Genomic DNA, 23,088 nt, shown 5'->3' with positions numbered 1-23,088 from the left:
CAGAATCGTCGTATCGGATTAAAACGCCCGACAGACCGGCCCGAAGCCTTACGGAATATCCATGCACGGACAGCATCGCATCGCCAAATACGGATTGGGCCAGGTGGTTCGCCATCGGAACAGGCCGTTCCGCGGGGTGATCTTCGATGTGGATCCCGAATTCGCCAACACCCAGGAATGGTACGATTCCATCCCGGAAGACGTGCGCCCGGCCAAGGACCAGCCGTTCTATCATCTGTATGCCGAAACCGAGGCGACCTATTACGTCGCCTATGTCTCGGAACAGAACCTGGTCCCGGACCATTCGGGCGAACCCCTCGACCACCCCGAGGTGTTCGAGATGTTCGGCGATTTCGAGGACGGGCGCTATCCGCTGATGGGTCCGCTGAACTGAGACTGCTGATAGGGGACCATGAAGGCCAGGCAGTTCCGCTGGTCCTCGCGGTAATAGCACAGCGATTGCGTCAGCCCCTGGATCAGGCACCAGCCGAAGCCGCCTTCGGGAAGGTCCAGCGGATCCATCACGGGCAGGTTGCGGGGCAGCAGGCAATCGGCGGGCAGCCGGCCGCCGTCGTCGGTGATTGCGCAGGACAGGCCGTTGTCGTGCATGACCACGCACAGGTGGATCGACCGCGACATGGCGTCCGGCAGCAGCGCAAGCTCGGCATGTTCGACCACGTTGTTCATCACCTCGGCCAGGACCAGTTCCAGCCGGCCCATGGTGTCGGCGCTGATCTGGGGCGCGAAGCGGGCGCGCAGGTCCTTCAGGGCCTGGCGTACGTCATTGGGATCGGCTTGCAGCACGCGGTGGAACATCGGCTGCGAGCGGGTCAGCGAGCGGGGTTTCGGACCGGCGTTCTGCCGTTCGGTGGAACTCATTAAAACGACTCCTGTCTGGGAACGCGGATGCTATTCCTGTTGCGGGGCGGGCCGGATGTCGAACACGCTGTCCATCCGGGTCAGGCGGAACACGCGTTCGACGTTCGGGGTCAGCCCCTCCAGCACCAGGGGCAGCGATTCGGGCAGCGCCTTGCGCACCGCGATCATCGCCCCCAGGCCCGAACTGTCCATGAAATCGACGCGCCGCATGTCCAGGCGCACCGGCTTGCGGCCCCGCAGCACGATTTCGCGCAGCCGGTCCTTGAACCGGGTGGCGATGGCCGCGTCGATGCGCGCATCCTGGATGGTGACGATCAGTTCGGCGTCGGCTTCGTTGACGATCAATATGGGCATGTCGGTCCTCTGCGCTGTCCCGGTCAGGCCTAAAGGAAAAAGGTTACCATCCGGTAAGCGCCGCCCCGCCCCGTCCTGCCCCGTCGGTCCGCATTCATCCTGCCCAAAACAGCGGCAGATGCCGGTGCGCGCGCCCGTTCCTGCCCAAGGCGTGATCCCGATCTGCGGAACTTTCGCGCAGGGCAGGCTATTCCTCTGTGGACTTGGGAAAATCCGTCTCTGATCATTGTCAGGAAGAGGCCCGCGAAGGGTCCGGTTTTAGCGGGTGGGATCTATGACGTATTACAACGAGATGTATGAGGGATCGCAGGTCCGCGACCCTTATGCACGGCTCAGCCAATGGGTCGAGACGATGCCGGCGGATTTCCGGCAGATGAAGCAGGCCGAGGCCGAAGCCCTGTTCCGCCGCATCGGCATCACCTTCGCGGTCTATGGCGAAGGCGGCGACCCCGACCGGCTGATCCCCTTCGACATGATGCCCCGCGTCTTCGAACAGGCCGAATGGCGCAAGCTGGAACGCGGCATCAAGCAGCGCGCCCGCGCCCTGAACGCCTTCCTGCGCGATGTCTATGGCCGGGCCGAGATCGTGCGCGCCGGCCGCATCCCCGCCCGGCTGGTCTATCAGAACGAGGCCTATGAGAAGGCCGTGGTCGGCGTCGTCCCGCCGCGCGGCGTTTATTCCCACATCATCGGCATCGACCTGGTGCGCACCGCCAAGGACCAGTTCTACGTGCTGGAGGACAACTGCCGCACGCCCTCGGGCGTGAGCTACATGCTGGAGAACCGTGAAATCATGATGCGGATGTTCCCCGGCCTGTTCCGGGGCAACCGGATCGAGCCCGTGGACCAGTATCCCGACCTGCTGCGCCGCACGCTGGAATCGGTGGCCCCCGCGAAATGCCACGACCGGCCCACCTGCGTGGTCCTGACCCCCGGCCATTTCAACAGCGCCTATTACGAACACAGCTTTCTGGCCAACCTGATGGGCGTCGAGTTGGTCGAGGGACAGGATCTGTTCGTGGACGGCGAATTTGTCTATATGCGCACCACCCAGGGACCGAAGCGCGTGGACGTGATCTATCGCCGCATCGACGACCCCTTCCTGGACCCGCTGTGCTTCCGCCCCGATTCGATGCTGGGCGTGCCGGGGCTGATGGATGTCTATCGGTCCGGGGGCGTGTCGATCTGTTCGGCGCCGGGCACGGGCGTGGCCGACGACAAGGCGATCTATACCTTTGTGCCGGAAATGGTCCGGTTCTATCTGGGCGAGGAGCCGCTGTTGCAGAATGTCCAGACCTGGACGCTGTGGAAGGACGACGACTACAAATACGTCATGGAAAACCTGGCCGATCTGGTGGTGAAGGAGGTCCACGGATCGGGCGGCTACGGGATGCTGGTCGGGCCGAAATCCACGAAAGAAGAGATCGAGGCCTTCCGCGCCAAGATCCAGGCTGATCCCGGCAACTATATCGCCCAGCCAACGCTGGCGCTGTCCACCTGCCCGACCTTCGTGGCCGAGGGGCTGGCACCGCGCCATGTCGACCTGCGCCCCTATTGCCTGTGCGGCGACCGGATCGAACTGGTGCCGGGCGGTCTGACTCGGGTGGCGCTGCGCGAAGGCAGCCTTGTCGTGAATTCGTCGCAGGGCGGGGGCGTCAAGGACACCTGGGTTCTGTCGGAATAGGAAGGGGACGCACATGCTCAGCCGCACCGCCGCCAACCTGTTCTGGATGGGCCGCCACCTGGAACGCGCCGACACCGCCGCCCGCCTGCTGGATGTGGGCCAGCGGATCACGCTGCTGCCCAACACTGCCTCGGGCTATCAGAACGAATGGAATTCGCTGTTGCAGGCGTCCGGGTCCGCCGACCTGTTCGCCCAGAAATACGGCGAGATCAGCCAGGAAAACATCGAGGAGTTCATCTTCTTCGACCGAGAGAACCCGTCATCGGTGATGTCCTGCATCGAAAAGGCGCGCGAAGCCGGGCGCATCGTGCGCACCGCCCTGACCAGCCAGGTCTGGGACGCGCTGAACATGGCCTATCAGGATCTGCGGCAGATCGAACGGACGCCGCGCGACAAGCTGGACACGGCCTCGCTGACCGATGTGACGACCAGCCACACCTCGACCGTGCGGGGCGCGATCAACGCCACGCAGCTGCGCAACGACGGCTGGCATTTCATGAACCTGGGCTATGGCCTGGAACGCGCGGACGCCACGGCGCGGCTGCTGGACGTGAAATACTATGTCCTGCTGCCCCGCATCGAGTTCGTGGGATCGGGGCTGGACACCTATCAGTGGCAGGTGATCCTGCGGGCGCTGTCGGCGCATCGGTCCTATCATTGGGCCTATGGCGGCGACATCACGGCAGGCAGGGTCGCGGATTTCCTGATCCTGAACGGCGAAAGCCCCCGGTCGCTGATCACTGCGCTGTACGAGGCGGTCTGGAACCTGGAAGGCATCGCCAAACGCTATGGCGACACCGTGCCGACCAACGCCCGCGACAAGGCGCGCGAGGTGCTGGGCCGGTTGCAGGCCCATGACATCGACATGATCTTCGACGAAGGGTTGCACGAATTCCTGACCTGGTTCATCGGGGAAATCGGCACGATTTCGACCCTGGTCCACGAAGATTACCTGCTGGGAGGGTCGTGATGAAGCTGCGCATCGTTCATCAGACGGTTTACCGCTATGACCTGCCGGTCAGGAACCTGGTCCAAAGCCTGCGGCTGACGCCCTCGGTCTTCGAAGGGCAGCGGACCCATGATTGGGTGATCGACGTGTCGGGCGGCATTCGCGGCCCCGGTTTTCGCGATGGCGCGGGCGACTGGATCGAGGGCTGGACCGTTCGCGGCCCCACCGAGGAGGTCGTCGTCGCCACATCCGGGCGTGTCGAGACGCGCGATACCGCAGGCGTGCTGCGCGGGCATCGCGAACTGATCCATCCGCTGGCCTATCTGCGCGATACGGCGGCGACCAGGGCCGACGCGGCGCTGCGGGATCTGGCGGCCGGCGTGACGGATGCCTCGGATCCGCTGGGCCTGGCGCATCGCCTGTCGGCGGCGGTGTCCGAGGCCATCGCCTATAGGCCGGGGCGGACGGAATTCCACACCACCGCCGCCGAGGCCTTGGCCCAAGGCGAAGGCGTCTGCCAGGACCACGCCCATGCGCTGATCGCGGTGGCCCGGCTGCGCGACCTGCCCGCGCGCTATGTCTCGGGCTATCTGCACAGCACCGCCGGGGGCGAGGCGCATGAGGCCGCCCATGCCTGGGCCGAAATCCATGTCCAGGGTCTGGGCTGGGTCGGTTTCGACCCCGCGAACCGCTGCTGTCCCGACGAACGTTATGTCCGGCTGGGATCGGGGCTGGACGCGCCCGATGCCGCGCCGATCCGGGGCATCGCGGCGGGCCAGGGGATCGAGACGCTGGATGTGGCCGTCAATGTCGAGGAAGTAGAGCGGTTCCAGACCCAAAGCCAGAGCCAGACGCAAAGCTGACAAGAGCGATGGGCTGCCGCCCCCGTCCGCCAGGGCGGACTCCCCCGCGGATATTTGGACCAAGGCAAAAGGACCGATTGCGGCAGCGTGGCGACGCCTCTAGATTGCCCGCGATCATGACGGGGAAGACGCAGCCATGACCTATTGCGTCGGCTTGAAGCTGAATGCCGGACTGGTGCTGCTGTCGGACACGCGCACCAATGCGGGCCTGGACAACATCGCCTGCTATCGCAAGATGTTCTTCTTCGAGGAGCCGGGCGAGCGCGCCATCGTGGTGATGACCGCCGGGTCGCTGTCGGTCACCCAGACCACGCTGGCGCGCCTGAACGAGGCCATCCATGACGAGATGGCGGACGAGACGACCTCGATCATGAAGGCGCAGACGATGTTGCAGGTCGCGACCATCATCGGCGACACGCTGGCGCGCACCCGCCGCGAGATCGCCGAGCAGTGCCGCGACCTGCGCCAGCAGGCTTCGGCCAGCATGATCGTCGCCGGCCAGCGCCAGGGCGGGGACATGCGCATGTACCTGATCTATCCCGAGGGCAACTTCATCGAAGCGACCGAGGACACGCCCTTCCTGCAAATCGGCGAACACAAATACGGCAAGCCGATCCTGGACCGGGTGGTAACCCCCGCGACCAGCCTGACGGACGCGCAGAAGGCCGTGCTGCTGTCGATGGATTCGACGCTGCGGTCGAACCTGTCGGTCGGAATGCCGCTGGATCTGGCGATCATCGAACAGGGCGCCTGCGCGATCACCACCCGCCGCCGTATTCTGGACGGCGATGCCGATTTCGCGCGGATGAGCGCGGCCTGGTCCGCCGCCCTGCGCGACAGCTTCGTCAATATCCAGCTCTGACCGGCGGCGGCATTCCCGCCCGCCCCGGCAACACAGATTTGCCCGCGAAGGCGGTTGAGCCGGAGATGACGCGACGTTAAACGGGTCCACCATCCCCGGAGGAACAGAATGTCCGACAAGACCCCCCGCAGCGCCCGCGTCACGCCCGAGGAGGCCCTGGCCTATCACATGGAGCCGCGTCCGGGGAAATTCGAGGTGGTGGCCTCGACCCCCATGACCACGCAGCGCGACCTGTCGCTGGCCTATTCGCCGGGGGTCGCCGTGCCGGTCCAGGCCATCGCCGACCGGCCCGAGACCGCCTATGACTATACCGTCAAGGGCAACATGGTCGCGGTGATTTCGAACGGCACCGCCATCCTGGGGATGGGAAACCTGGGGGCGCTGGCCTCGAAGCCGGTGATGGAGGGCAAGGCGGTGCTGTTCAAGCGCTTTGCCGACGTGAACGCCATCGACATCGAACTGGACACCGAGGACGCGGACGAATTCATCAACGCCGTGCGCCTGATGGGTCCGACCTTCGGCGGCGTGAACCTGGAAGATATCAAGGCGCCCGAATGCTTCATCATCGAGCAGCGCCTGAAGGAGCTGATGGACATTCCGGTCTTTCACGACGACCAGCACGGCACGGCGGTGATCTGCGCGGCGGGCCTGCTGAACGCGCTGGAGCTGTCGGGCAAGAAGATCGAGGAGGTGAAGATCGTCCTGAACGGCGCGGGCGCCGCCGGGATCGCCTGTCTGGAACTGCTGAAATCCATGGGCGCGCGGCACGAGAACTGCATCATGGCGGACACCAAGGGCGTCATCTACCAGGGCCGGACCGAGGGCATGAACCAGTGGAAATCGGCCCATGCGGTCGTGACCGAGGCCCGCACGCTGGAAGACGCCATGAAGGGCGCCGACGTGTTCCTGGGCGTCTCGGCCAAGGGCGCGGTGACGCAGGACATGGTGGCCTCGATGGCCGACAACCCGGTGATCTTCGCCATGGCCAATCCCGATCCCGAGATCACCCCCGAGGAAGCCCATGCCGTCCGCCCCGACGCCATCGTCGCCACGGGCCGCAGCGACTATCCCAACCAGGTGAACAACGTCCTGGGCTTTCCCTATCTGTTCCGGGGCGCGCTGGACATCCATGCCCGCGCCATCAACGACGAGATGAAGATCGCCTGCGCCGAGGCGCTTGCGAAGCTGGCGCGCGAGGATGTCCCGGACGAAGTCGCCGTGGCTTACGGCCGCAAGCTGCAATTCGGCCGCGACTACATCATCCCGACGCCTTTCGATCCGCGCCTGATCCATGTGGTGCCGCCCGCCGTCGCGCAGGCGGGGATGGAGACCGGCGTGGCCCGCCGCCCGATCATCGACATGGAGGGTTACGTCCAGTCGCTGAAGAACCGCATGGACCCGACCGCCGCCATCCTGCAAGGCATCCACGCCCGCGCCCGCCAGAGCCAGGCCCGCATGATCTTCGCCGAGGGCGACGACCCGCGCGTGCTGCGCGCGGCCGTCGCCTGGCAGCGCGGCGGCATGGGCCAGGCCCTGGTCGTCGGTCGCGAGGCCGATGTGAAGGAAAAGCTGGAGACGGCGGGTCTTGCCGACGCGGTGCGCGAACTGACCGTGGTCAACGCCGCCAATTCGCGGCACCTGGATGCCTATCACGAATTCCTCTATGCGCGCCTGCAACGCAAGGGCGTGGACCGCGAGGACGCGCACAAGCTGGCCAACCGCGACCGCCACGTCTTCGCCGCGCTGATGCTGGCGCATGGGCATGGCGACGGGCTTGTCACCGGCGCGACCCGCAAGAACGCCCCGGTGCTGGCGCAACTGGGAACGGTCTTCGACCTGCGCCCGCAGGACGGCGCGGTGGGCATCACCGCCGTGCTGCACAAGGGCCGCATCGTGATGATCGGCGACACGCTGGTCCATGAATGGCCCGAAGCCGAGGATCTGGCCGACATCGCCACCCGCGGCGCCGCCGTCGCGCGCGGGCTGGGGCTTGAGCCGCGCGTGGCCTTCCTGTCGTTCTCGAACTTCGGCTATCCGGTCAGCGAACGCGCCGTGAAGATGGCCAAGGCGACCGAGGTTCTGGACCGCCGGGGCGCCGATTTCGAATATGAAGGGGAAATGACCGTCGATGTGGCGCTGAACCCGGAATCCATGGCCCGCTATCCTTTCAGCCGCCTGACCGGACCGGCGAATGTCCTGGTGGTGCCCGCGCGCCATTCGGCGTCGATCAGCGTGAAGCTGTTGCAGGAAATGGCGGGGGCGACGGTGATCGGCCCGATCCTGACCGGGGTGCCGCAGGCGATCCAGATCTGTTCCACGACCTCGACCGTGAACGACATCCTGAACATGGCGGCGATCGCGGCGGGGGGCCTGGGCCGGGGCAAGTAAGGGGGCGCTGCCCCCAATCGCCTGCGGCGATTTCCCCCGGGATATTTGAACCAAGGCAAAGAGGAGATGCGTCCTTTGCCTTGGCGGAACCGTCGCGGTCAGTCGGGCTTTCGCGCTGCCGCCAGGCCGAACTGCCGGTGGCGTTCGCGGAAGCGGGCGCGGTCGTCCTGGGAATATTCCTTGATGCAGCGGTGGCAGCAGACGCCATCCTCGTATTCGGGACGCTGGCGGTCCTCGGGCGCCAGCGGGCGGCGGCACGCGTGGCAAAGCCCGTGGCGGCCCGGCCGCAGGCCGTGGGTCAGGCTGACGCGCCGGTCGAAGACGAAGCATTCGCCCCGCCACAGGCTGTCATCCTCGGGCACCTGTTCCAGATATTTCAGGATTCCGCCCTTCAGATGGAACACCTGATCGACCCCTTGAGACAGCAGATAGTTCGTCGATTTCTCGCAGCGGATGCCGCCGGTGCAGAACATCGCCACGCGCTTTCCCGCGAAACGGGCCGCGTTGGCCTGCCACCAGGCGGGAAAGTCGCGGAACGACCGGGTGCCGGGATCGACAGCGCCCGCGAAGGTGCCGATCTCGACCTCGTAATCGTTGCGGGTGTCGATCACGGCCACGTCCGGGGCGCTGATCAGCGCGTTCCAGTCGGTCGGTTCGACGTAATGGCCGACCGAGGCGCGCGGATCGACATCGGGCTGGCCCATCGTCACGATTTCCCGCTTCAGCCGCACCTTCATCTTGCCGAAGGGCATCCGGTCGGTCGGGCTTTCCTTCCACTCCAGATCCGCGCAGCCCGGCAGGGCGCGGATATGGGCCAGCACCGCATCGACGCCCGCCCGCGTTCCGGCGATGGTGCCGTTGATCCCCTCGGGCGCCAGCAGCAGGGTGCCCTTGACGCCCTGGCCGCAAGCCACCTTGGCCAGCGGCGCCCGAAGGGCGGCGGGGTCGGGCATCCTGGTGAAATGATACAGCGCGGCGACGATCAGCATGAGGGCGGCCATAGCCAGCATCCTGCGGCCTTGCAAGCCATTGACCCCGGCCGCGGCAGTTCCTAGGCATGGTCCACCGTGCAGCAAGGGGGATGGGATGGCACGCGCCCTGATCGTCATCGACATGCAGGCCGATTTCTGCCCCGGCGGCGCCCTTGCGGTGACGGGGGGCGATACCATCGTGGGCCCCATCAATGCGCTGATGGCCGGTTTCGACGCGGTGGTGCTGACCCAGGACTGGCATCCCGCCGATCACGCCAGCTTCGCCGCCAACCATCCCGGCGCGGCACCGTTCAGCGTGACGGACATGCCCTATGGGCCGCAGGTGCTGTGGCCCCGCCATTGCGTGATCGGCACGCCGGGCGCCGATTTCCACCCCGGCCTGGATCTGTCCCGCGCCGACCTGGTGATCCGCAAGGGCTTCCGGCCTGCCATCGACAGCTATTCCGCCTTCTTCGAAAACGACCGTCAGACCCCCACCGGCCTGGCCGGATACCTGCGCGACCGGGGGCTTTCCGACCTGTCCTTCGTCGGCCTTGCCCATGATTTCTGCGTCGCCTGGAGCGCGGTCGACGCCGCGAAACTGGGCTTTGCCGCCACCGTGATCGAATCCGCCACCCGCGCCATCGACCTGGACGGCAGCCGCGACCGAGCCCGCGCCGACATGCGCGCCGCCGGCGTCAACCTGGAGTGACCGATGGCCGATATCGCCACCCGCGTCTATAACCACAAATGGAAGATCGACCCGATCGTCCGGTCGCTGATCGACACCGACTTCTACAAGTTGCTGATGTGCCAGTCGATCTTTCGCAACCGGCCCGACACTACGGTCCGTTTCAGCCTGATCAACCGGACCACCCGCATCCGCCTGGCCGACCTGATCGACGAGGGAGAGCTGCGCGAACAGCTGGACCATGTTCGCGGCCTGTCGCTGACGCGGGGCGAATCCACCTGGCTGCGGGGCAACACCTTCTATGGCAAGCGCCAGATGTTCCGCCCCGATTTCATGGAGTTCCTGGAAAACCTGCGCCTGCCCCCCTATCAGCTGGAAAAGCGCGACGGCCAGTACGAACTGACCTTCGAAGGCCGCTGGCCCGAGGTGATGCTGTGGGAAATTCCCGCGCTTGCCATCCTGATGGAATTGCGCTCGCGCGCCGTCCTGACGACGCTGGGCCGGTTCGAATTGCAGGTTCTCTATGCCCGCGCCATGACCCGGCTGTGGGAAAAGATCGAAATCCTGCGTACCCTGCCCGACCTGCGCATCGCCGATTTCGGCACAAGGCGGCGCCACAGCTTCCTGTGGCAGGACTGGGCCGTCCAGGCCATGATCGAGGGCCTGGGGGAACGCTTCACCGGCACCTCGAACTGCCTGATCGCCATGCGCCGCGATATCGAGGCAATCGGCACCAATGCCCATGAACTGCCGATGGTCTATGCCGCGCTTGCCGAAACGGACGAGGATCTGCGGCGCGCCCCCTATGAGGTTCTGGCCGACTGGCACGAGGAGCATGACGGCAACCTGCGCATGATCCTGCCCGACACCTACGGAACCGAAGGCTTCCTGAAAGGCGCGCCCGACTGGCTGGCGGGCTGGACGGGGATCCGCATCGACAGCGGCGATCCGGCGGCGGGCGCGGAAACCGCGATCCGCTGGTGGCAGGACCGGGGCGAGGATCCGCGCCAGAAGCTGGTGATCTTTTCAGACGGGCTGGACGTGAAGAAGATCGTCGAGCTGCACCACCAATTCCATGGCCGGGTCAAGGTCAGCTTCGGCTGGGGCACGCTGCTGACCAACGATTTCCGGGGCCTGGTCGCGGGCGACGGGCTGGCGCCCTTCAGCCTGGTCTGCAAGGCGGTCTCGGCCAACGGCCGCCCGACGGTCAAGCTGTCGGACAATCCCGCCAAGGCGACCGGCCCGGCGGACGAGATCGCCCGCTATCGCCGGGTCTTCGGCGTGGACAACCAGGCGCGGATGGACGTGGTGGTGTAACGCGCCTCCTCAGGCCCCCATCAACCACAGCATCGCCAGGCAGCACAGCCCGCCCAGCAGCGCGGTGATCGGCACCGTCACGACCCAGGCCACGGTGATCGTCGCCACATGGCTGCGGCGGATCAGCTGGCGCCTTTGCCGTTCCTCGGCCGGCAGGGCCGCGCGACGGCGGTCGGCACGGCGGTCCAGCATCTCTCGCACGAAGCCCACGCCGAAGACCCCGCCCACCGCGACATGGGTCGAGGACACCGGCAGCCCCCAGCCCGAGGCGAACAGCACGATCATCGCCGTCGCCAGCGTGATGCAGAAGGCACGGGCCGGATTGAGCCGGGTGATCCCCTCGCCGATGACGCCGACCAGCCGACGCCCGAACAGAAGGGCGCCCAGGGCGATAGCGGTGCCCGCCACGGCCAGCAGCAGCAGCGGGACGGGCAAGGGATCGCGGTGCGGCGGCGACAGGATGACCAGCAGCGGCCCCGCCACGTTGCCCGCATCACCCGCGCCATGGGCAAAGGCCATCATCACGGCCGCGAACAACAGCGGCTGGCGCAGAATCCGCTTCATGCCGGGCCGGTCGCCCCCCGCCTCGGCCAGGATCTGCCCGACGCGGCGGCGCATCAGCAGCATCGCCGCCAGGCCCGCCGCCGCGCCGGGCAGCAGCGCCTGGGGAAGCCGCAGCGACAGGACGGGAACCAGGGTGGCGACATAGGCCGTGAACAGCCCGACCATGGCGCCGATCAGCGGCGGCAGCCAGGCGCGGGCAGCGCGGCTGCGATCCGGCGCCTCGGCCACCTTGATGCGCAGCAGCGCCAGCAGAACCCCGGCCAGGATCGCGGCGGCGATGGGGGTCAGGATCCAGGCCAGCGCCATCATCGCGATGCCGCCCCAGGACACCGCCGCCGACCCGGCCGCCGCCAGCCCGGATCCGGCAATCGCGCCCACGATGGAATGCGAGGTCGAGACCGGCAGGTTCGCCCCCGTCGCGACCGTGATCCAGCCCGCCGCCGCGATCAGCGCGGCCAGCATCACGATCTGCCCGCCCGCGCCGGTCAGCACACGGACGTCCACGATCCCCTCGGCCAGGCGATGCGTGACGACATGGCCTGCCAGCGTCGCGCCCGCGATCTCGGCCGCCGCCACCAGCGCAAGGCCCGGTCCGATGGCGATGGCGCCCGCCCCTACCGCCGGACCAAGCGAGTTGGCGATGTCGTTCGCACCGATCGACAACCCCAGCCAGCCCGCCACGATCAGGCCCGCGCCGACCAGGACCAGGCCGGGTTGCTGGCCCGTGATCCCGAGCGCCAGGAAGATCAGCGATACCGCCAGCAGGATACCCGCGCCCAGCCGCAGGACCGGACGGACGGCATGGAACTGGGCGGATTCCGCGACGGTGATCCGACGCAGATCCCGGTCAAGAACATCGAATTGGCGGTCGGGCGGCCTCATGCCCCGTTGTCAGCCGGGTATCGGCGGCAATGCAAGCAGGATTTCCCGCAGGCCGCGTTCCGCAACCAGGCGTGCGGCGTCGGCCGGGGCGAACCAGCGGCGCTTGCGCTGCTTCGCCTCGGGGAAATCGGCGCGCTGGCGGTCGGCCTCCAGCAGGAAGACGCGAACCTCGATGGGGACGGAAAAGCCCCGATCCTGTTCCTTGTCATAGCGATAGCGGCCCAGTTCGGCGTCCTGCACCCGCCCCTCGACCCCCGCTTCCTCCCAGGCCTCGGTGGCGGCGGCGGCAGGCAGGCTCTTGCCCTCCATCGGCCAGCCCTTCGGAATCACCCAGCGCCCGGTTCCGCGGCTGGTGATCAGGACGACATCGCCGGTCCTGGTGCAGCGGCAGACCGCGCCGACCTGCAAGGCAGGCGGCCGCCGCCCGATCAGCAGGCCCAGCGACTGGCGGATCGCGTTCATTCCCCCTCCTCTACCCTGCCGCGCAGGGCCTTGACTTCCCCCCTGGTGGCCTTGGCCCTCAGACGGCGCTGCTGGCTGCCCCAGGTCGGCTTGGTCGCGACCCTGGGCCGGGCCGCCTCGGTCGCGCGCCGGATCAGGTCGGCCAGCCGGTCGCGCGCGATTTCCCGGTTTCGCGCCTGACTGCGGGTTTCCTGCGACAGGATCACCACCGCGCCGTCGCGCGTCCAGCGCCGCCCCGCCAGCCGTTCCAGTCGGCGCTTGACCGCATCGGACAGGTTGGGCGAGCGCGCGGCTTCGAACCGCAGCTCGACCGCGGTTTCGACCTTGTTGACGTTCTGCCCGCCCGGTCCCTGGGATCTGGTGAACTGTTCGGTCAGCTCCCACTCCTCGATGGTGATGGTGTCTGTGATGTGCAGCATAGCTGCGGAATATGGCACGGAAAGGCTCCGTGACCAGCGCTGTCGATGAATAAAACGAATTGTTTAAGAAATGGTTTCCGTGCCCGTCAGGCGTGCGCCTTCGCTTTCGGGCCAATGGGCGAAGGGCAGGACCGCGCCGTTGCGGCGGCTGTCGCCTACGCGGGCCAGATCGATATCGGCCATCACCCAGCCCGGCTGGTCCATCGGGCCTTCGGCGATGATGCCGGTTTCCGGCCAGAACCCGTCCGGCGGGCCATAGATCGCCGCCCGGCCCCGGTTTTCGTCCAGCGCGGGCATCCAGTCGCAGGCTCCGACGGTGGGCGCCTGGACCACCACGCATTGGCTTTCCAGCGCCCGCGCCATCGCGCCGATCCGCACGCGGGAAAAGCCCGCAACCGTATCCGTGCAGCTTGGCACCAGCAACAGTTCCGCCCCCGCCTGGGCCAGCACCCGGCCCAGCAACGGGAATTCGCTGTCATAGCAGATCAGGACGCCGATCCGGCCCAGGGCCGTGTCGATGACCCGCAGGCCGGGGGCGCCCACCACATCCCAGTCCTCGCGCTCGAACCGGGTCATGATCTGCTTGTCCTGATGGCCGATGACGCCCTGCGGCCCATACAGCACCGCGCGGTTGACCGGGCGCGGGCCGTCGAAGACCGGGCCCGAGGCGCCGAGGATATGGCAGCCATGCCGTGCCGCAAGGTCAACATGCAGCGCCTGGACCTGCGGCCAATGCCGGGCGACCTCGTGCAAGGATGCTTCCAGATCGCCTGCCACCTCCGGCCCGCCCAGGGACGCCAGCTCCATCGCGGCATATTCGGGAAAGACCAGCAGGTCGGCGTCCGCCGCATCCGCGACCCAGCGGGTCAGCTTGGCCCGGTAATCGGCGAAGCTGCCGAACCAGTCGATCGGATAGGCGGCGGCGGCGATTCTCATAGCGGGCGCATCCAGAATTGCAGGGGCTTCTCGGTCTCTGCCGCCTCGCCCAGATCCTTCCACGAAAACCGGGCGATGACGCCAGGCAGCGGCGCATAGCCGCGCTTGCGCCAGAAATCGTCCAGGGGGCGGTAATCGGCGGGCCGGGCCGGATGGTCGGCGGGGCGGATCACGCTGCAAAAGGCGCTGAAGGTCAGGCCCAAGGCGCGGGCATGGGCCTCGCGCGCGTCAAAGAAGGCATGGCCGATGCCCTGGCCGCGATACTCTCGCAACAGCACCGATTCCGCGCAATAGAAGATCTGGTCCAGCGGTTCCGGCCGGTCCTCGAAGGCGGCGGCGAAATCGGCGGCGTGATCGACCATCGGCGCGCCGGTCGCGGCCCCCACCACGCGGACGCCGTCCATCGCCGCCACGACGACCGCACCGGGCGACTGATAGGCGCGCAGGTAATCCTGTTCGTAATCCTGATCCCCGTCATAAAGATAGGGGAAATCGTGGAACACCCGGATCCGCAGACGCGCGACGTCTTCCAGCGCCGCGCCAAGCGCCTCGCCGGTCAGGACGCGCGTCGTGACCGTCATTGGCTGACCTGCCGCGTCCAGTCGGCCAGGTTGTAATAGGTCGTGACCCGCGCGATCCTGCCGTCGCGGATGGTGAAGAACGTCCCGGCGGGCAGGCGATATGTCTGGCCCTTCGCCTCGGGCAGGCCCTCGTCGGTCTTCAGATAGGTGCCGTTCACCACGAATTCCGCTGCCGCGCGGTCGCCCGCCTCATTGGCGAAGATCACCATGTCGGTCAGGCTCTCCTTGTAGCTGTCGGTCATGTGGCGGTTGAAATCCGCGAAAAGCGCCTTGCCCTTGCGGATGCCGCCTTCGTTGACATGGTGCTCTACGTCGTCATGCAGCAGGGCCAGCATCTCGTCCGTGCGGCCGGCGTTGAAGGCCTCATAGTAGGCGGCGATCAGGGTCTTGGCGTCCATCGGCATCCCTCCTTGGTCGGGAACGGTTCTAGCGTCCTTCGCGTTTCGCGTCACCTAGACCAGAAGGACCAGATGCGCCTTGAAATTCCATGGCGTCCTGCTAGCGCTTGGTCTGTTCGAAGTTCAGCAAGGATTTACCCCATGAGCGACAAAGGCAACCTTGGCCATCGCGAGATCACCTGCTTCAAGGCCTATGACGTTCGGGGCGAACTGGGCAAGAATCTGGACGCGGACGTGGCCTATCGGATCGGCCGGGCTTTTGCGCAGGCGCGGGGGGCCAAGCGCGTCGTGGTGGGCCGCGACAGCCGCGAGACCTCGCCCGAACTGGCGGCCGCGCTGATCGAGGGGCTGACCGATGGCGGTGCCGACGTGCTGGATCTGGGCCTGGCGGGAACCGAGGAGGTCTATTTCCACACCGGATTCCACGACACCGATGGCGGGATCGAGGTCACGGCGTCCCACAACCCGATCAACTACAACGGCATGAAGATCGTCGGGCGCGGATCTGCCCCGCTGGATCCGGCGACCGAACTGCCCCCGATCGTAGAACTGGCGACCAGCGGCGTCTTTGCGCCCGCCGAAAAGGGCAGCGTTACCGATTTCAGCCATGCCCGCGCTGAATATGCCAAGGCGATGGCGGATTTCGTCGATGTCTCGGTCCTGAAGCCGATGAAGATCGTGGTGAATGCCGGCAACGGCACGGCGGGCCCGACGTTCGACGCCATCGCGGCCGAGCTGGAAAAGCGCGGCGCGCCGCTGACCTTCGTGCGGATGCACCATAACGTCGACAGCAGCTTCCCGAACGGCATCCCGAACCCGCTGCTGCCCGAGAACCAGCCCGTCACGGTCGAGAAGGTCAAGGCCGAGGACGCCGATCTGGGCGTCGCCTGGGACGGCGATTTCGACCGCTGCTTCTTCTTCGACGAGAACGGCCGCTTCATCCCCGGCGAATATATCGTCGGCCTGCTGGGCGCGGCCTTCCTTGAGAAAAGCCCCGGCGAAAAGATCGTCCACGACCCCCGCGTGATCATGAATACCAAGGCGATGATCGAGGAGGCGGGCGGCGAGGCGGTGGTCAGCAAGACCGGCCACGCCTTCATCAAGCGCAAGATGCGCGACGTGGGCGCGATCTATGGCGGAGAGATGTCGGCCCACCATTACTTCCGCGACTTCTATTACTGCGACAGCGGCATGATCCCCTGGTTGCTGATGATCGAACTGCTGTCGCGCAAGGGTCAGACGCTGGCCGAGCTGCTGGAAGAACGGATGCGGCTGTACCCGTCCTCGGGCGAAACGAATTATCACATCGACGATCCCGACGCGGCGATCGCCCGACTGATCGCGAAATACGAACCGCAGGCCGAAAGCCGCGACGACCTGGACGGCGTATCGCTGGATTTCGGCACCTGGCGCTTCAACCTGCGCAAGTCGAACACCGAACCCGTGGTGCGGCTGAACCTGGAATCCGACGGCGACGCGGCTTTGGTCCGCGAAAAGCAGGCGGAACTGGCGGCGTTGTTGCAGGCGTAGCCGCTGGGCGCGTCGCGCCCCCCGCTTAGGCCTGCCCCTCCTTCGCTGAAAGGTCCACCGGACCTTTTTCCGGTCGCTCGGAAGCCCGCGGATATTCGGGCGAAGATGAAAACGGGCGGCTAGGGCATCAGGCCGAAGCCGAAGGCGATATAATCGCGCAGGTATGCCGCCTGCGCAGCCTCGGCCAGCCGGGGATCGCGCAGCGCATCCGGGATGAGGGCGGGCGTCACGGCGTCAGGGTCGGCGTCCGACAGTCCGGTCGCGCGCGCCAGATGGCGCAAATCCTCGGCCAGCCGATCTTCGCGGACCAGCATGTCGGGGACCGCGAAGCGGGCGAAGCCTGACAGAACCTCGCTCTGGCTGGCCCAGATCGGCTGGGTCGGCAACGAGGTCTGGCCATTCAGATTGCGGCGCAGGAAACCCAGGAAATCGGCGAAAATGGCGACACGATCGTCTCGGGCCAGCCGCGACAGCGCATCGTCTGGCGGCAGGGACACGCGATGCAAACCACGCAGCACCTCGCGCTCCTCGGGCTTGCCGCGCATCAGCAGGTGATCGAAGGCGTCCCAGGCCCGCAGCAGGGGGTGGCGCAGCAAGGTGAAGCTGCGATGGCCGGGACGGGCGCGTTTCCATTGCCGCAGGCCGGATTGGGTAAAGGCGCCCTGGACCGGGCCAAGCGCCGCCAGCCAATCGCGGATCGCCCGGTCCGGTCCCCCCCGGACCGGCATGAACAGCAGTCCCCGGCCCGCATCGGCGGCCAGGAAGCTGGGCACGGCGGGGCCGCGTCGGGGTTCGAAATGGGGGATGCGATGCAGCCCGAACGGGTCGATGCCGCGCAGGTCGTCCTGCATGGCGTCGAAATTGGTGACCTTCTGCGCCAGTTCCTGCGGGTTTTGCGGCACCTGATCGCGCGCCGGTTCTACCCGCTCCAGATCGGTGCGGCCCAGCCAGTGCAGCAGCCCGGTCATCACCCCGGCATCGCGCAGATCCTCGTAATCCAGATGGAAGGCCGCCTGCCCGGTTGCCTGCAACCGGCCGGTTACATGGCGCCTGAAATCCTCGGCCGCGGACAGCATCCGGCGGAATTCCTCGCCGTCATAGGTGATGCGCGCGGGGATCGGCACCTCGGTTTCGTTCAGCTTCCACTGATTGGTCTCCCATGCCAGGCGGGTCGAGACATAACTGTCCAGCGGATTGCGCGTCAGGATGATCTTGGCGCAGGCCCGGTCCGCGATGACCGGCTCCAGCACGCGGGGGTCGTGGTCGTGGAAATAGCGGAAGCCCGGCAGGTGGCCCGGCTTGTCGGTCAGCCGCGCCAGCAGGGGCAGCGGATCGGCCTCGCGCGCGGCGCGGGTGACGCCCAGCATCTCGTCCTTGTCGGGCCAGCCCATCATATAGGGGTTGAACGCCTCGCCGAAGCAGGTGACGCCCCGCACGGCGTTCAGCGTCGCCTCCAGCAGATTGGACCCGGTGCGCATCCCGGCGAAGATGACGAAGCTGCGAAAGCCCTGGGTCATTCGGCGGCTGTCCTTTCGGTGATCGGCAGATCGGAGGCGGGCAGATCCTCGCCGGTCAGGCGGGGCCGCAGGCCAGAATTGCGCAACCGGCGCAGCATCCCGTCCAGGCCGGTCGGGTCGCGCATCGCGGGCAGCACCGCCACGGGCACGGAATGCGGGTCGATCTGCGACAGGACATCCTGGAGGATCGGCAGGGGATGGCGCAGGAATTCGCCGAGGTCGTGATGATGCAGCCGGGCGCGAACCCACAGCGAATTCAGCACATCTAGCTGTTCCAGCTCGATCCGCTGCAACTGCGCGAAGACCCGGCGCACGTCGTCGAAGGGCATCCCCGAATGCAGCAGCGGCAGCTTCCAGGCGCCGGTCACGACCAGCATATGCGCATTGGGGTCGGTGGCGATGAACCAGTTCAGCGCCTGGTTGTCGCGCGGGCTGAACTGGAACACCTGCGTCCGGTCGGTGATGCGGATCAGCGAGGTCAGGAAGCCCTGCGGATCGCGGTCGCGGATCCGCGGATCGGCCGAGATCGCCCCCGGCCCGATGCGCGGGCGGCCCGCGAATTCGACGCCATCGGGTCCGAACAGGTGGCCGTGGACATCGCAGGACAGGTGCCCGCGCAGCCAGCCCTCGAAATCCGGGAAGATGTCGGTCAGCCCCTGGATGACCGCATAGGGGGCCGAGGTCTTGCCGTTTTCGGCGTCCTTGCGGGGAAAGCGGCTTTGCATGTACAGCCCCGGCCGCCCCAGGACGCGGCGGCGCACCGTCTGGTCGATGATCCGCGACATTCGCGCCGGTTGCGGCGGATCGACCTGCGGCTGGCCGTCGACCGGCAGCGGAAAATGCGACAGCAGCCGCGACGCCCCCGGCCAGATCTTGCGGGCGACGAAACAGCGCGAATCGGCCAGCATGTCGATATGGTCGTCATACAGAAGATAGGGCCGCCCGGTATGGTCGAATTTGGCCATGGTCAGCGACCCGCTTTCCACTTGGGCCGAATGGCGGCGCACCAGCGTCTGGAAATAGCTTTCGTCCGGGATCCAGGTGAAGCGGAAGAAGCGGTCGAATTCTGCGCGTCGCGGATCCTCCAGGATGGCGCGCAGGGTCCGCGCGGTCAGGCACCACCACTGCGACCCCAGATGCGGCGACAGCCCAGAGGGCATCCGGCGGCAGATCCCGCGCCGGCGCTGCCAGGCGACGAAGCGGTCGAACAGCCAGCGGCGGCGCTTCCAGTCGAAGGGGAAGAACAGGGTGAAGCGTTCCTGGCTCAGGCCGCCGACGGTCCAGCCGACATCCCGGCTGCTGACGCTTTCGATATGGTCGCGGTCGGGATCGGCGGCCAGATAGGCGGTCAGTTCGGCAATGGGCCGCAGCGGCAGGCAGGCGCCCGAGGCCAGATAGACATGGGTCGTGTCGGGAAAGCGCGCCAGCAGGTCCGTCGCCGCGTCCTGGGTGGCCCGCACCAGGCTGAAGCGGCCCCAGGAACAGCGGTTGCGGCGGGCGACGAAGATGATGTCGCCGCACTCGGCCAAAGCCCTCCGCAGTCCCCCCAGCCGCGCGGCCGAGACCTTGGCATCGACATGGACCGCCACCCGGGCGCCGCCATCCGCCCAGATGCGCGCCAGCCGCGCGACCAGGTCCAGATCGCCATGGCACAGCACCACCACCCCCAGGCGCACCGCCGCCGTCATGCCCAGCTCCCGCGAGAGATCAGGCCCAAATCCTCCAGCTGCCGCCAGTCGCGGTATTCGCGCGATTCGCTGCACCACAGGTCTACGCCCCGATGCAGGCCGTCGTGATAGGCGCGGTATTCCCGGCTGTCGCCGTAATGCTGCCGCCGATCAAGTTCCTCGGCCGACTTGGCGGCGAAGCTGGACAGGAACTTGGCGTGCAGCAGACAGCCCGAGATCAGCTCGCCCCCGTCCTCGTCATAGACCAGGTTCAGGCCGCGCGGCAGCAGCATGTGGGTCGAACTGACATAGGCATAGCGCGCGTCCCATTTCACCAGCGGGATCTTGTTCAGCGCCGGGCTGGCCAGCGGGTCATGGGAAAAGAACGCCCGCCTGCGCGGCCCGCCCTGGATCCACAGGTTGCCGAAATAGCCGTTCTTCTGGATCGAATAATTGGCCGGATCGAACCAGCGGGCGACCGCGAAGGGATCCTGGCCTTGGGCGCAGAAGGCATCCTCGATCGGGCCCTTGGGATACATGTCCAGCAGCATCGCCGGAAAGGACCGCCGCCCGGACGCCTCCAGCCAGCTTGTCAGGGCCGTCAGCGGACGCTGATCCATATGCGGATAGACCAGGAATTCGTCGGGATCGACCGTCAGACACCAGTGCCCCCGGCCATGGCGCCGCAGCAGCGCGTTCATCCAGTCCATGCCGAATCGCGCGGCCTTGTAGCTGGCATCGGTCCACCACAGCGACACGTCGGGCTGGGCGCGCAGGTAATCGGCGCCGCCGTCGCTGCTGTCGTTGTCCACCATCAGGAAGTGGCGGACCCCCAGCCCACGATAATAATCCAGGAACCAGGGCAGACGCGCGCGCTCGTCGCGCAGGGTGACAAGGCACAGAATGTCGCCTGGCCCGATCCGGCGGGTGCGGTCCGACAGCGCGCGCAGGGCTCCGCCGCCCAGGATGCCGCGCGCGATCAGGCGCTGGCGTTCCGCACGGCGGCGCAGGCGGCTGACCAGGGGATGCCCGCCTAGGCCCCGCATCGCCACCCCTGCCGATCCCCACCCTGACGCCTGCCTGTCATGATGTCCGAATGCGTCGAATACACGCATTTGGCAAGAGCGTTGATCGCCCCTTCAACCGTCGGACGACAGCCATGCTCCTCGGCCCATCAGCCGCAGGTCAAGCAACTGCCGCCAGCCGGAATATCGGACGGATCCGCCATGCCACAGGACCGGCGCCGCCGCGACGGCGCGATGATAGGGGCGATAGCCGTCCGGATCGACGAAATACTGCCGCCGGACCAGCTCCTCGGCGGCGCGGGCGGCGCTGTCGGGCAGGAACTTGCCATGCAGCAGCACCCCGGACAGGCGCGGATCGCCGGGGCCGTCATATTGGTCGTTCAGCCGGGGCGGCAGCAGCGAGTGAGTCGAGTTGACATAGACATAGCGCCGGTTCCACCGCACCAGAGGCAGCTTGTTCAGCGTCGGTCCCCGGTCCGGCTCGCCGGGAAAGAACACCCGTTCGCGGACCCCGCCATGCAGGATGCGGTTGCGCCTGGGCGACATCACGCGGCAGCGATAGGGGGCGGGATCGAACCAGGGCAGTCGGTCGGCCAGAGGCGCCTGCGGTCCGGCCTCGGCCCGGTCCAGCGGGCCGCGCGGATACAGATCCAGCATCATCGCCCCCATCGCCGGGCGGCGGGCGGCGTCCAGGTGCGCGGCCAGGTGCGGCAGCGGGCGGCGGTCCCAATCGGGATAGATCAGCAACTCGTCTGCATCGACGGTCAGGCACCAATGGCCGTGGCCGTGCCTGAACAGCAGCGCGCCCAGCCAGTCCATCCCGAACCGCGCCGCGCGATAGCTGCCGGGCGCCTGCCACAGCGACACGTCGGGCTGGTCGCGCAGCAGGCGGTCGCTGCCATCGGTGCTGGCATTGTCGACGATCAGGAAATGCGCGACGCCCAGCCTGCGGTAATGATGCAGGAATTCGGGCAGGCGCAGGGTTTCGTTGCGGATAGCCGCGAAACACAGGATGTCGCCGGGGCGGATCGCCGNCCGCAGTGCGATCCGCCAAGGGGATCAGGTCACGGCCCGCGCGCAGGCAGCGCCACAGCAGCGCGCGTCGTTTCCAGCGCAGGCGCCAGGCCGACCAGGCGCGCCGCAGGGCTGGCGGGCCGCCGGTCACGCCTGGTAAGAGCCGTTCTGATGCCAGCGCCAGGCATCCGCGATCATCTGCTTCATGGTGGACCGATGCGGCTGCCAGCCCAGTTCCGCCTTGGCGCGAGTGCTGCCGCAGACCAGCTTGACGGCATCGCCGCCCCGGCGCGGGCCGTCCACCATCGGCACCGGGCGGTTGGTGACATGGCGGGTCGCGTCCACGACCTCGCGGACCGAGAAACCGTCGCCGGTGCCCAGGCAGAAGACCCGGCTGGCCTTGCCCGCGCGCAGCCATTCCAGGCCCCGGACATGCGCATCGACCAGATCCATCACATGCACATAGTCGCGGATGCAGGTGCCGTCCGGCGTCGGATAGTCGGTGCCATGCACCGTCAGCGCCGCGCGCTTGCCGTCGACCGCATCCAGGATCAGCGGGATCAGATGGGTTTCGGGGCGGTGATGTTCGCCCACCTCTCCGTCGGGATCGGCGCCCGCGACGTTGAAATACCGAAAGATCACCGAGCGCAGCCCGTGGGACGCGCCGAAATCGGCCAGCATGTCCTCGATCGCGCGCTTGCTGGCGCCATAGGCGTTCAAGGGCGCCTGGGGGGTATCTTCGTCCAGAACCTCTCCGTCGCTGTCGCCATAGGTCGCGCAGGTGGAACTGAAGACGACATCCAGGCAGCCCGCGTCGATGGCGGCCTCGATCAGGTTCAGCGATCCGCTGACATTGTTGCGCCAGTACTTGCCGGGTTCGGCCATCGCCTCGCCCACCTGGCTGAGGGCGGCGAAATGCAGGACGGCGGCGGGGCGATGTTCGGCGAAGGCCGCGTCAAGCGCCGCCCGGTCCAGCAGGTCGGCCTGCACGAAGGGTCCGAACTTCACCGCATCGCGCCAGCCGGTCGACAGATTGTCCAGCGTGACGGGCAGATAGCCCGCCGCAGCCAGGGCCTTGCAGGCGTGCGAGCCGATATAGCCCGCGCCCCCCGTCACCAATACCGTTCGCGACATG

General features: G+C 67.1%; 23 protein-coding genes. 9 read left to right on the top strand and 14 right to left on the bottom strand.

The window, feature by feature from the left end; translation table 11 throughout:
- Positions 1–61: 61 nt before the first annotated feature.
- Positions 62–394 (top strand): heat shock protein HspQ, encoded by a 333-nt coding sequence (hspQ, locus tag ACTJI6_RS01715; protein ID WP_126153922.1) that lies wholly within the window; start codon positions 62–64, stop codon positions 392–394.
- Here hspQ and ACTJI6_RS01710 read toward each other — a convergent pair.
- Positions 367–879, bottom strand: a complete 513-nt coding sequence (locus ACTJI6_RS01710; RefSeq protein WP_440797276.1) for an ATP-binding protein — start codon at positions 877–879, stop codon at positions 367–369. The two genes, hspQ and ACTJI6_RS01710, sit on opposite strands and share 28 nt — an antisense overlap.
- Before the next feature lie 30 nt (positions 880–909).
- Positions 910–1,233 carry an STAS domain-containing protein gene (locus ACTJI6_RS01705; protein WP_126153924.1) on the bottom strand — a complete coding sequence of 108 codons (324 nt, stop codon included), beginning with the start codon at positions 1,231–1,233 and terminating at the stop codon, positions 910–912.
- 274 nt (positions 1,234–1,507) lie between these two features.
- Between ACTJI6_RS01705 and ACTJI6_RS01700 the strand changes: the two genes are divergently transcribed.
- From ACTJI6_RS01700 to ACTJI6_RS01680, 5 genes are all read left to right on the top strand, one after another.
- Positions 1,508–2,917, top strand: a complete 1,410-nt coding sequence (locus ACTJI6_RS01700; protein WP_440797273.1) for a circularly permuted type 2 ATP-grasp protein — start codon at positions 1,508–1,510, stop codon at positions 2,915–2,917.
- A gap of 13 nt (positions 2,918–2,930) precedes the next feature.
- Positions 2,931–3,887 carry an alpha-E domain-containing protein gene (locus tag ACTJI6_RS01695; RefSeq protein WP_440797271.1) on the top strand — a complete coding sequence of 319 codons (957 nt, stop codon included), beginning with the start codon at positions 2,931–2,933 and terminating at the stop codon, positions 3,885–3,887.
- The gene (locus ACTJI6_RS01690) at positions 3,887–4,729 is read left to right on the top strand and encodes a transglutaminase family protein (RefSeq protein ID WP_440797270.1); all 843 of its coding nucleotides are present in this window, start codon (positions 3,887–3,889) and stop codon (positions 4,727–4,729) included. Before ACTJI6_RS01695 ends, ACTJI6_RS01690 begins: the two co-directional genes overlap by 1 nt.
- A gap of 136 nt (positions 4,730–4,865) precedes the next feature.
- Complete coding sequence (locus tag ACTJI6_RS01685; protein WP_440797268.1) at positions 4,866–5,591, top strand: peptidase; 726 nt, start codon at positions 4,866–4,868, stop codon at positions 5,589–5,591.
- A 108-nt stretch (positions 5,592–5,699) separates the two neighbouring features.
- Positions 5,700–7,979 carry an NADP-dependent malic enzyme gene (locus tag ACTJI6_RS01680; RefSeq protein ID WP_440797266.1) on the top strand — a complete coding sequence of 760 codons (2,280 nt, stop codon included), beginning with the start codon at positions 5,700–5,702 and terminating at the stop codon, positions 7,977–7,979.
- 98 nt (positions 7,980–8,077) lie between these two features.
- Here the strand turns inward: ACTJI6_RS01680 and trhO are convergent, their stop codons facing one another.
- Complete coding sequence (trhO, locus tag ACTJI6_RS01675; protein WP_440797340.1) at positions 8,078–8,968, bottom strand: oxygen-dependent tRNA uridine(34) hydroxylase TrhO; 891 nt, start codon at positions 8,966–8,968, stop codon at positions 8,078–8,080.
- Between the two features lie 97 nt (positions 8,969–9,065).
- Between trhO and pncA the strand changes: the two genes are divergently transcribed.
- On the top strand, positions 9,066–9,662 hold the full coding sequence (pncA, locus tag ACTJI6_RS01670) for a bifunctional nicotinamidase/pyrazinamidase (RefSeq protein WP_126153930.1): 597 nt from the start codon (positions 9,066–9,068) through the stop codon (positions 9,660–9,662).
- Between the two features lie 3 nt (positions 9,663–9,665).
- A complete protein-coding gene (gene pncB, locus ACTJI6_RS01665) occupies positions 9,666–10,958 on the top strand; it encodes a nicotinate phosphoribosyltransferase (RefSeq protein ID WP_126153931.1) in 1,293 nt (430 codons plus the stop codon).
- Between the two features lie 9 nt (positions 10,959–10,967).
- On the opposite strand, the gene ACTJI6_RS01660 is transcribed toward pncB, so the two are convergent.
- The 6 genes from ACTJI6_RS01660 to ACTJI6_RS01635 all read right to left on the bottom strand — a co-directional run bounded on the left by ACTJI6_RS01660 (position 10,968) and on the right by ACTJI6_RS01635 (position 15,200).
- The gene (locus ACTJI6_RS01660; RefSeq protein WP_440797263.1) at positions 10,968–12,404 is read right to left on the bottom strand and encodes an inorganic phosphate transporter; all 1,437 of its coding nucleotides are present in this window, start codon (positions 12,402–12,404) and stop codon (positions 10,968–10,970) included.
- A 9-nt stretch (positions 12,405–12,413) separates the two neighbouring features.
- The gene (locus tag ACTJI6_RS01655; RefSeq protein WP_126153933.1) at positions 12,414–12,866 is read right to left on the bottom strand and encodes an NUDIX hydrolase; all 453 of its coding nucleotides are present in this window, start codon (positions 12,864–12,866) and stop codon (positions 12,414–12,416) included.
- Positions 12,863–13,285 (bottom strand): alternative ribosome rescue aminoacyl-tRNA hydrolase ArfB, encoded by a 423-nt coding sequence (gene arfB / locus ACTJI6_RS01650; protein ID WP_440797338.1) that lies wholly within the window; start codon positions 13,283–13,285, stop codon positions 12,863–12,865. Before arfB ends, ACTJI6_RS01655 begins: the two co-directional genes overlap by 4 nt.
- A 63-nt stretch (positions 13,286–13,348) precedes the next feature.
- Complete coding sequence (locus tag ACTJI6_RS01645; RefSeq protein ID WP_440797261.1) at positions 13,349–14,221, bottom strand: carbon-nitrogen hydrolase family protein; 873 nt, start codon at positions 14,219–14,221, stop codon at positions 13,349–13,351.
- A complete protein-coding gene (locus ACTJI6_RS01640) occupies positions 14,218–14,802 on the bottom strand; it encodes a GNAT family N-acetyltransferase (protein ID WP_440797259.1) in 585 nt (194 codons plus the stop codon). The genes ACTJI6_RS01645 and ACTJI6_RS01640 overlap by 4 nt, the downstream gene beginning before the upstream one ends.
- Entirely contained in the window at positions 14,799–15,200 is a 402-nt protein-coding gene (locus tag ACTJI6_RS01635; RefSeq protein ID WP_440797257.1) for a ketosteroid isomerase-related protein, read from the bottom strand. Before ACTJI6_RS01635 ends, ACTJI6_RS01640 begins: the two co-directional genes overlap by 4 nt.
- 141 nt (positions 15,201–15,341) lie before the next feature.
- Between ACTJI6_RS01635 and ACTJI6_RS01630 the strand changes: the two genes are divergently transcribed.
- On the top strand, positions 15,342–16,730 hold the full coding sequence (locus ACTJI6_RS01630; protein ID WP_440797255.1) for a phosphomannomutase: 1,389 nt from the start codon (positions 15,342–15,344) through the stop codon (positions 16,728–16,730).
- Between the two features lie 119 nt (positions 16,731–16,849).
- On the opposite strand, the gene ACTJI6_RS01625 is transcribed toward ACTJI6_RS01630, so the two are convergent.
- The 5 genes from ACTJI6_RS01625 to galE all read right to left on the bottom strand — a co-directional run bounded on the left by ACTJI6_RS01625 (position 16,850) and on the right by galE (position 23,087).
- Positions 16,850–18,247 carry a hypothetical protein gene (locus tag ACTJI6_RS01625; RefSeq protein ID WP_440797253.1) on the bottom strand — a complete coding sequence of 466 codons (1,398 nt, stop codon included), beginning with the start codon at positions 18,245–18,247 and terminating at the stop codon, positions 16,850–16,852.
- Positions 18,244–19,935 carry a DUF5927 domain-containing protein gene (locus ACTJI6_RS01620; RefSeq protein WP_440797251.1) on the bottom strand — a complete coding sequence of 564 codons (1,692 nt, stop codon included), beginning with the start codon at positions 19,933–19,935 and terminating at the stop codon, positions 18,244–18,246. Before ACTJI6_RS01620 ends, ACTJI6_RS01625 begins: the two co-directional genes overlap by 4 nt.
- On the bottom strand, positions 19,932–20,960 hold the full coding sequence (locus ACTJI6_RS01615; RefSeq protein ID WP_440797249.1) for a glycosyltransferase family 2 protein: 1,029 nt from the start codon (positions 20,958–20,960) through the stop codon (positions 19,932–19,934). The genes ACTJI6_RS01620 and ACTJI6_RS01615 overlap by 4 nt, the downstream gene beginning before the upstream one ends.
- A 93-nt stretch (positions 20,961–21,053) precedes the next feature.
- The gene (locus tag ACTJI6_RS01610; protein WP_440797336.1) at positions 21,054–21,884 is read right to left on the bottom strand and encodes a glycosyltransferase family 2 protein; all 831 of its coding nucleotides are present in this window, start codon (positions 21,882–21,884) and stop codon (positions 21,054–21,056) included.
- Positions 21,885–22,100: 216 nt separating this feature from the next.
- Positions 22,101–23,087: a UDP-glucose 4-epimerase GalE gene (galE, locus tag ACTJI6_RS01605; protein WP_440797246.1), complete on the bottom strand. Its 987-nt coding sequence runs from the start codon at positions 23,085–23,087 to the stop codon at positions 22,101–22,103.
- Position 23,088: the final 1 nt, after the last annotated feature.

Origin of the sequence: Paracoccus sp. 22332 (assembly GCF_052045125.1) — a bacterium.
In the GTDB taxonomy this organism is placed as follows: domain Bacteria; phylum Pseudomonadota; class Alphaproteobacteria; order Rhodobacterales; family Rhodobacteraceae; genus Paracoccus; species Paracoccus haematequi_A.
This window is presented reverse-complemented; position numbering and strand designations above follow the sequence as displayed.

What these genes read in the sequence shown, in the direction of transcription:
- ACTJI6_RS01685 (WP_440797268.1), top strand. Translation starts at nt 4,866, where the DNA reads ATGACCTATTGCGTCGGCTTGAAGCTGAATGCCGGACTGGTGCTGCTG.
- galE (WP_440797246.1), bottom strand. Translation starts at nt 23,087, where the DNA reads ATGTCGCGAACGGTATTGGTGACGGGGGGCGCGGGCTATATCGGCTCG.
- hspQ (WP_126153922.1), top strand. Translation starts at nt 62, where the DNA reads ATGCACGGACAGCATCGCATCGCCAAATACGGATTGGGCCAGGTGGTT.
- ACTJI6_RS01630 (WP_440797255.1), top strand. Translation starts at nt 15,342, where the DNA reads ATGAGCGACAAAGGCAACCTTGGCCATCGCGAGATCACCTGCTTCAAG.
- ACTJI6_RS01710 (WP_440797276.1), bottom strand. Translation starts at nt 879, where the DNA reads ATGAGTTCCACCGAACGGCAGAACGCCGGTCCGAAACCCCGCTCGCTG.
- ACTJI6_RS01660 (WP_440797263.1), bottom strand. Translation starts at nt 12,404, where the DNA reads ATGAGGCCGCCCGACCGCCAATTCGATGTTCTTGACCGGGATCTGCGT.
- ACTJI6_RS01625 (WP_440797253.1), bottom strand. Translation starts at nt 18,247, where the DNA reads ATGACCCAGGGCTTTCGCAGCTTCGTCATCTTCGCCGGGATGCGCACC.
- ACTJI6_RS01655 (WP_126153933.1), bottom strand. Translation starts at nt 12,866, where the DNA reads ATGAACGCGATCCGCCAGTCGCTGGGCCTGCTGATCGGGCGGCGGCCG.
- pncA (WP_126153930.1), top strand. Translation starts at nt 9,066, where the DNA reads ATGGCACGCGCCCTGATCGTCATCGACATGCAGGCCGATTTCTGCCCC.
- ACTJI6_RS01705 (WP_126153924.1), bottom strand. Translation starts at nt 1,233, where the DNA reads ATGCCCATATTGATCGTCAACGAAGCCGACGCCGAACTGATCGTCACC.
- ACTJI6_RS01640 (WP_440797259.1), bottom strand. Translation starts at nt 14,802, where the DNA reads ATGACGGTCACGACGCGCGTCCTGACCGGCGAGGCGCTTGGCGCGGCG.
- ACTJI6_RS01680 (WP_440797266.1), top strand. Translation starts at nt 5,700, where the DNA reads ATGTCCGACAAGACCCCCCGCAGCGCCCGCGTCACGCCCGAGGAGGCC.
- ACTJI6_RS01620 (WP_440797251.1), bottom strand. Translation starts at nt 19,935, where the DNA reads ATGACGGCGGCGGTGCGCCTGGGGGTGGTGGTGCTGTGCCATGGCGAT.
- ACTJI6_RS01645 (WP_440797261.1), bottom strand. Translation starts at nt 14,221, where the DNA reads ATGAGAATCGCCGCCGCCGCCTATCCGATCGACTGGTTCGGCAGCTTC.
- arfB (WP_440797338.1), bottom strand. Translation starts at nt 13,285, where the DNA reads ATGCTGCACATCACAGACACCATCACCATCGAGGAGTGGGAGCTGACC.
- ACTJI6_RS01690 (WP_440797270.1), top strand. Translation starts at nt 3,887, where the DNA reads ATGAAGCTGCGCATCGTTCATCAGACGGTTTACCGCTATGACCTGCCG.
- ACTJI6_RS01635 (WP_440797257.1), bottom strand. Translation starts at nt 15,200, where the DNA reads ATGGACGCCAAGACCCTGATCGCCGCCTACTATGAGGCCTTCAACGCC.
- ACTJI6_RS01700 (WP_440797273.1), top strand. Translation starts at nt 1,508, where the DNA reads ATGACGTATTACAACGAGATGTATGAGGGATCGCAGGTCCGCGACCCT.
- pncB (WP_126153931.1), top strand. Translation starts at nt 9,666, where the DNA reads ATGGCCGATATCGCCACCCGCGTCTATAACCACAAATGGAAGATCGAC.
- ACTJI6_RS01615 (WP_440797249.1), bottom strand. Translation starts at nt 20,960, where the DNA reads ATGCGGGGCCTAGGCGGGCATCCCCTGGTCAGCCGCCTGCGCCGCCGT.
- trhO (WP_440797340.1), bottom strand. Translation starts at nt 8,968, where the DNA reads ATGCTGATCGTCGCCGCGCTGTATCATTTCACCAGGATGCCCGACCCC.
- ACTJI6_RS01695 (WP_440797271.1), top strand. Translation starts at nt 2,931, where the DNA reads ATGCTCAGCCGCACCGCCGCCAACCTGTTCTGGATGGGCCGCCACCTG.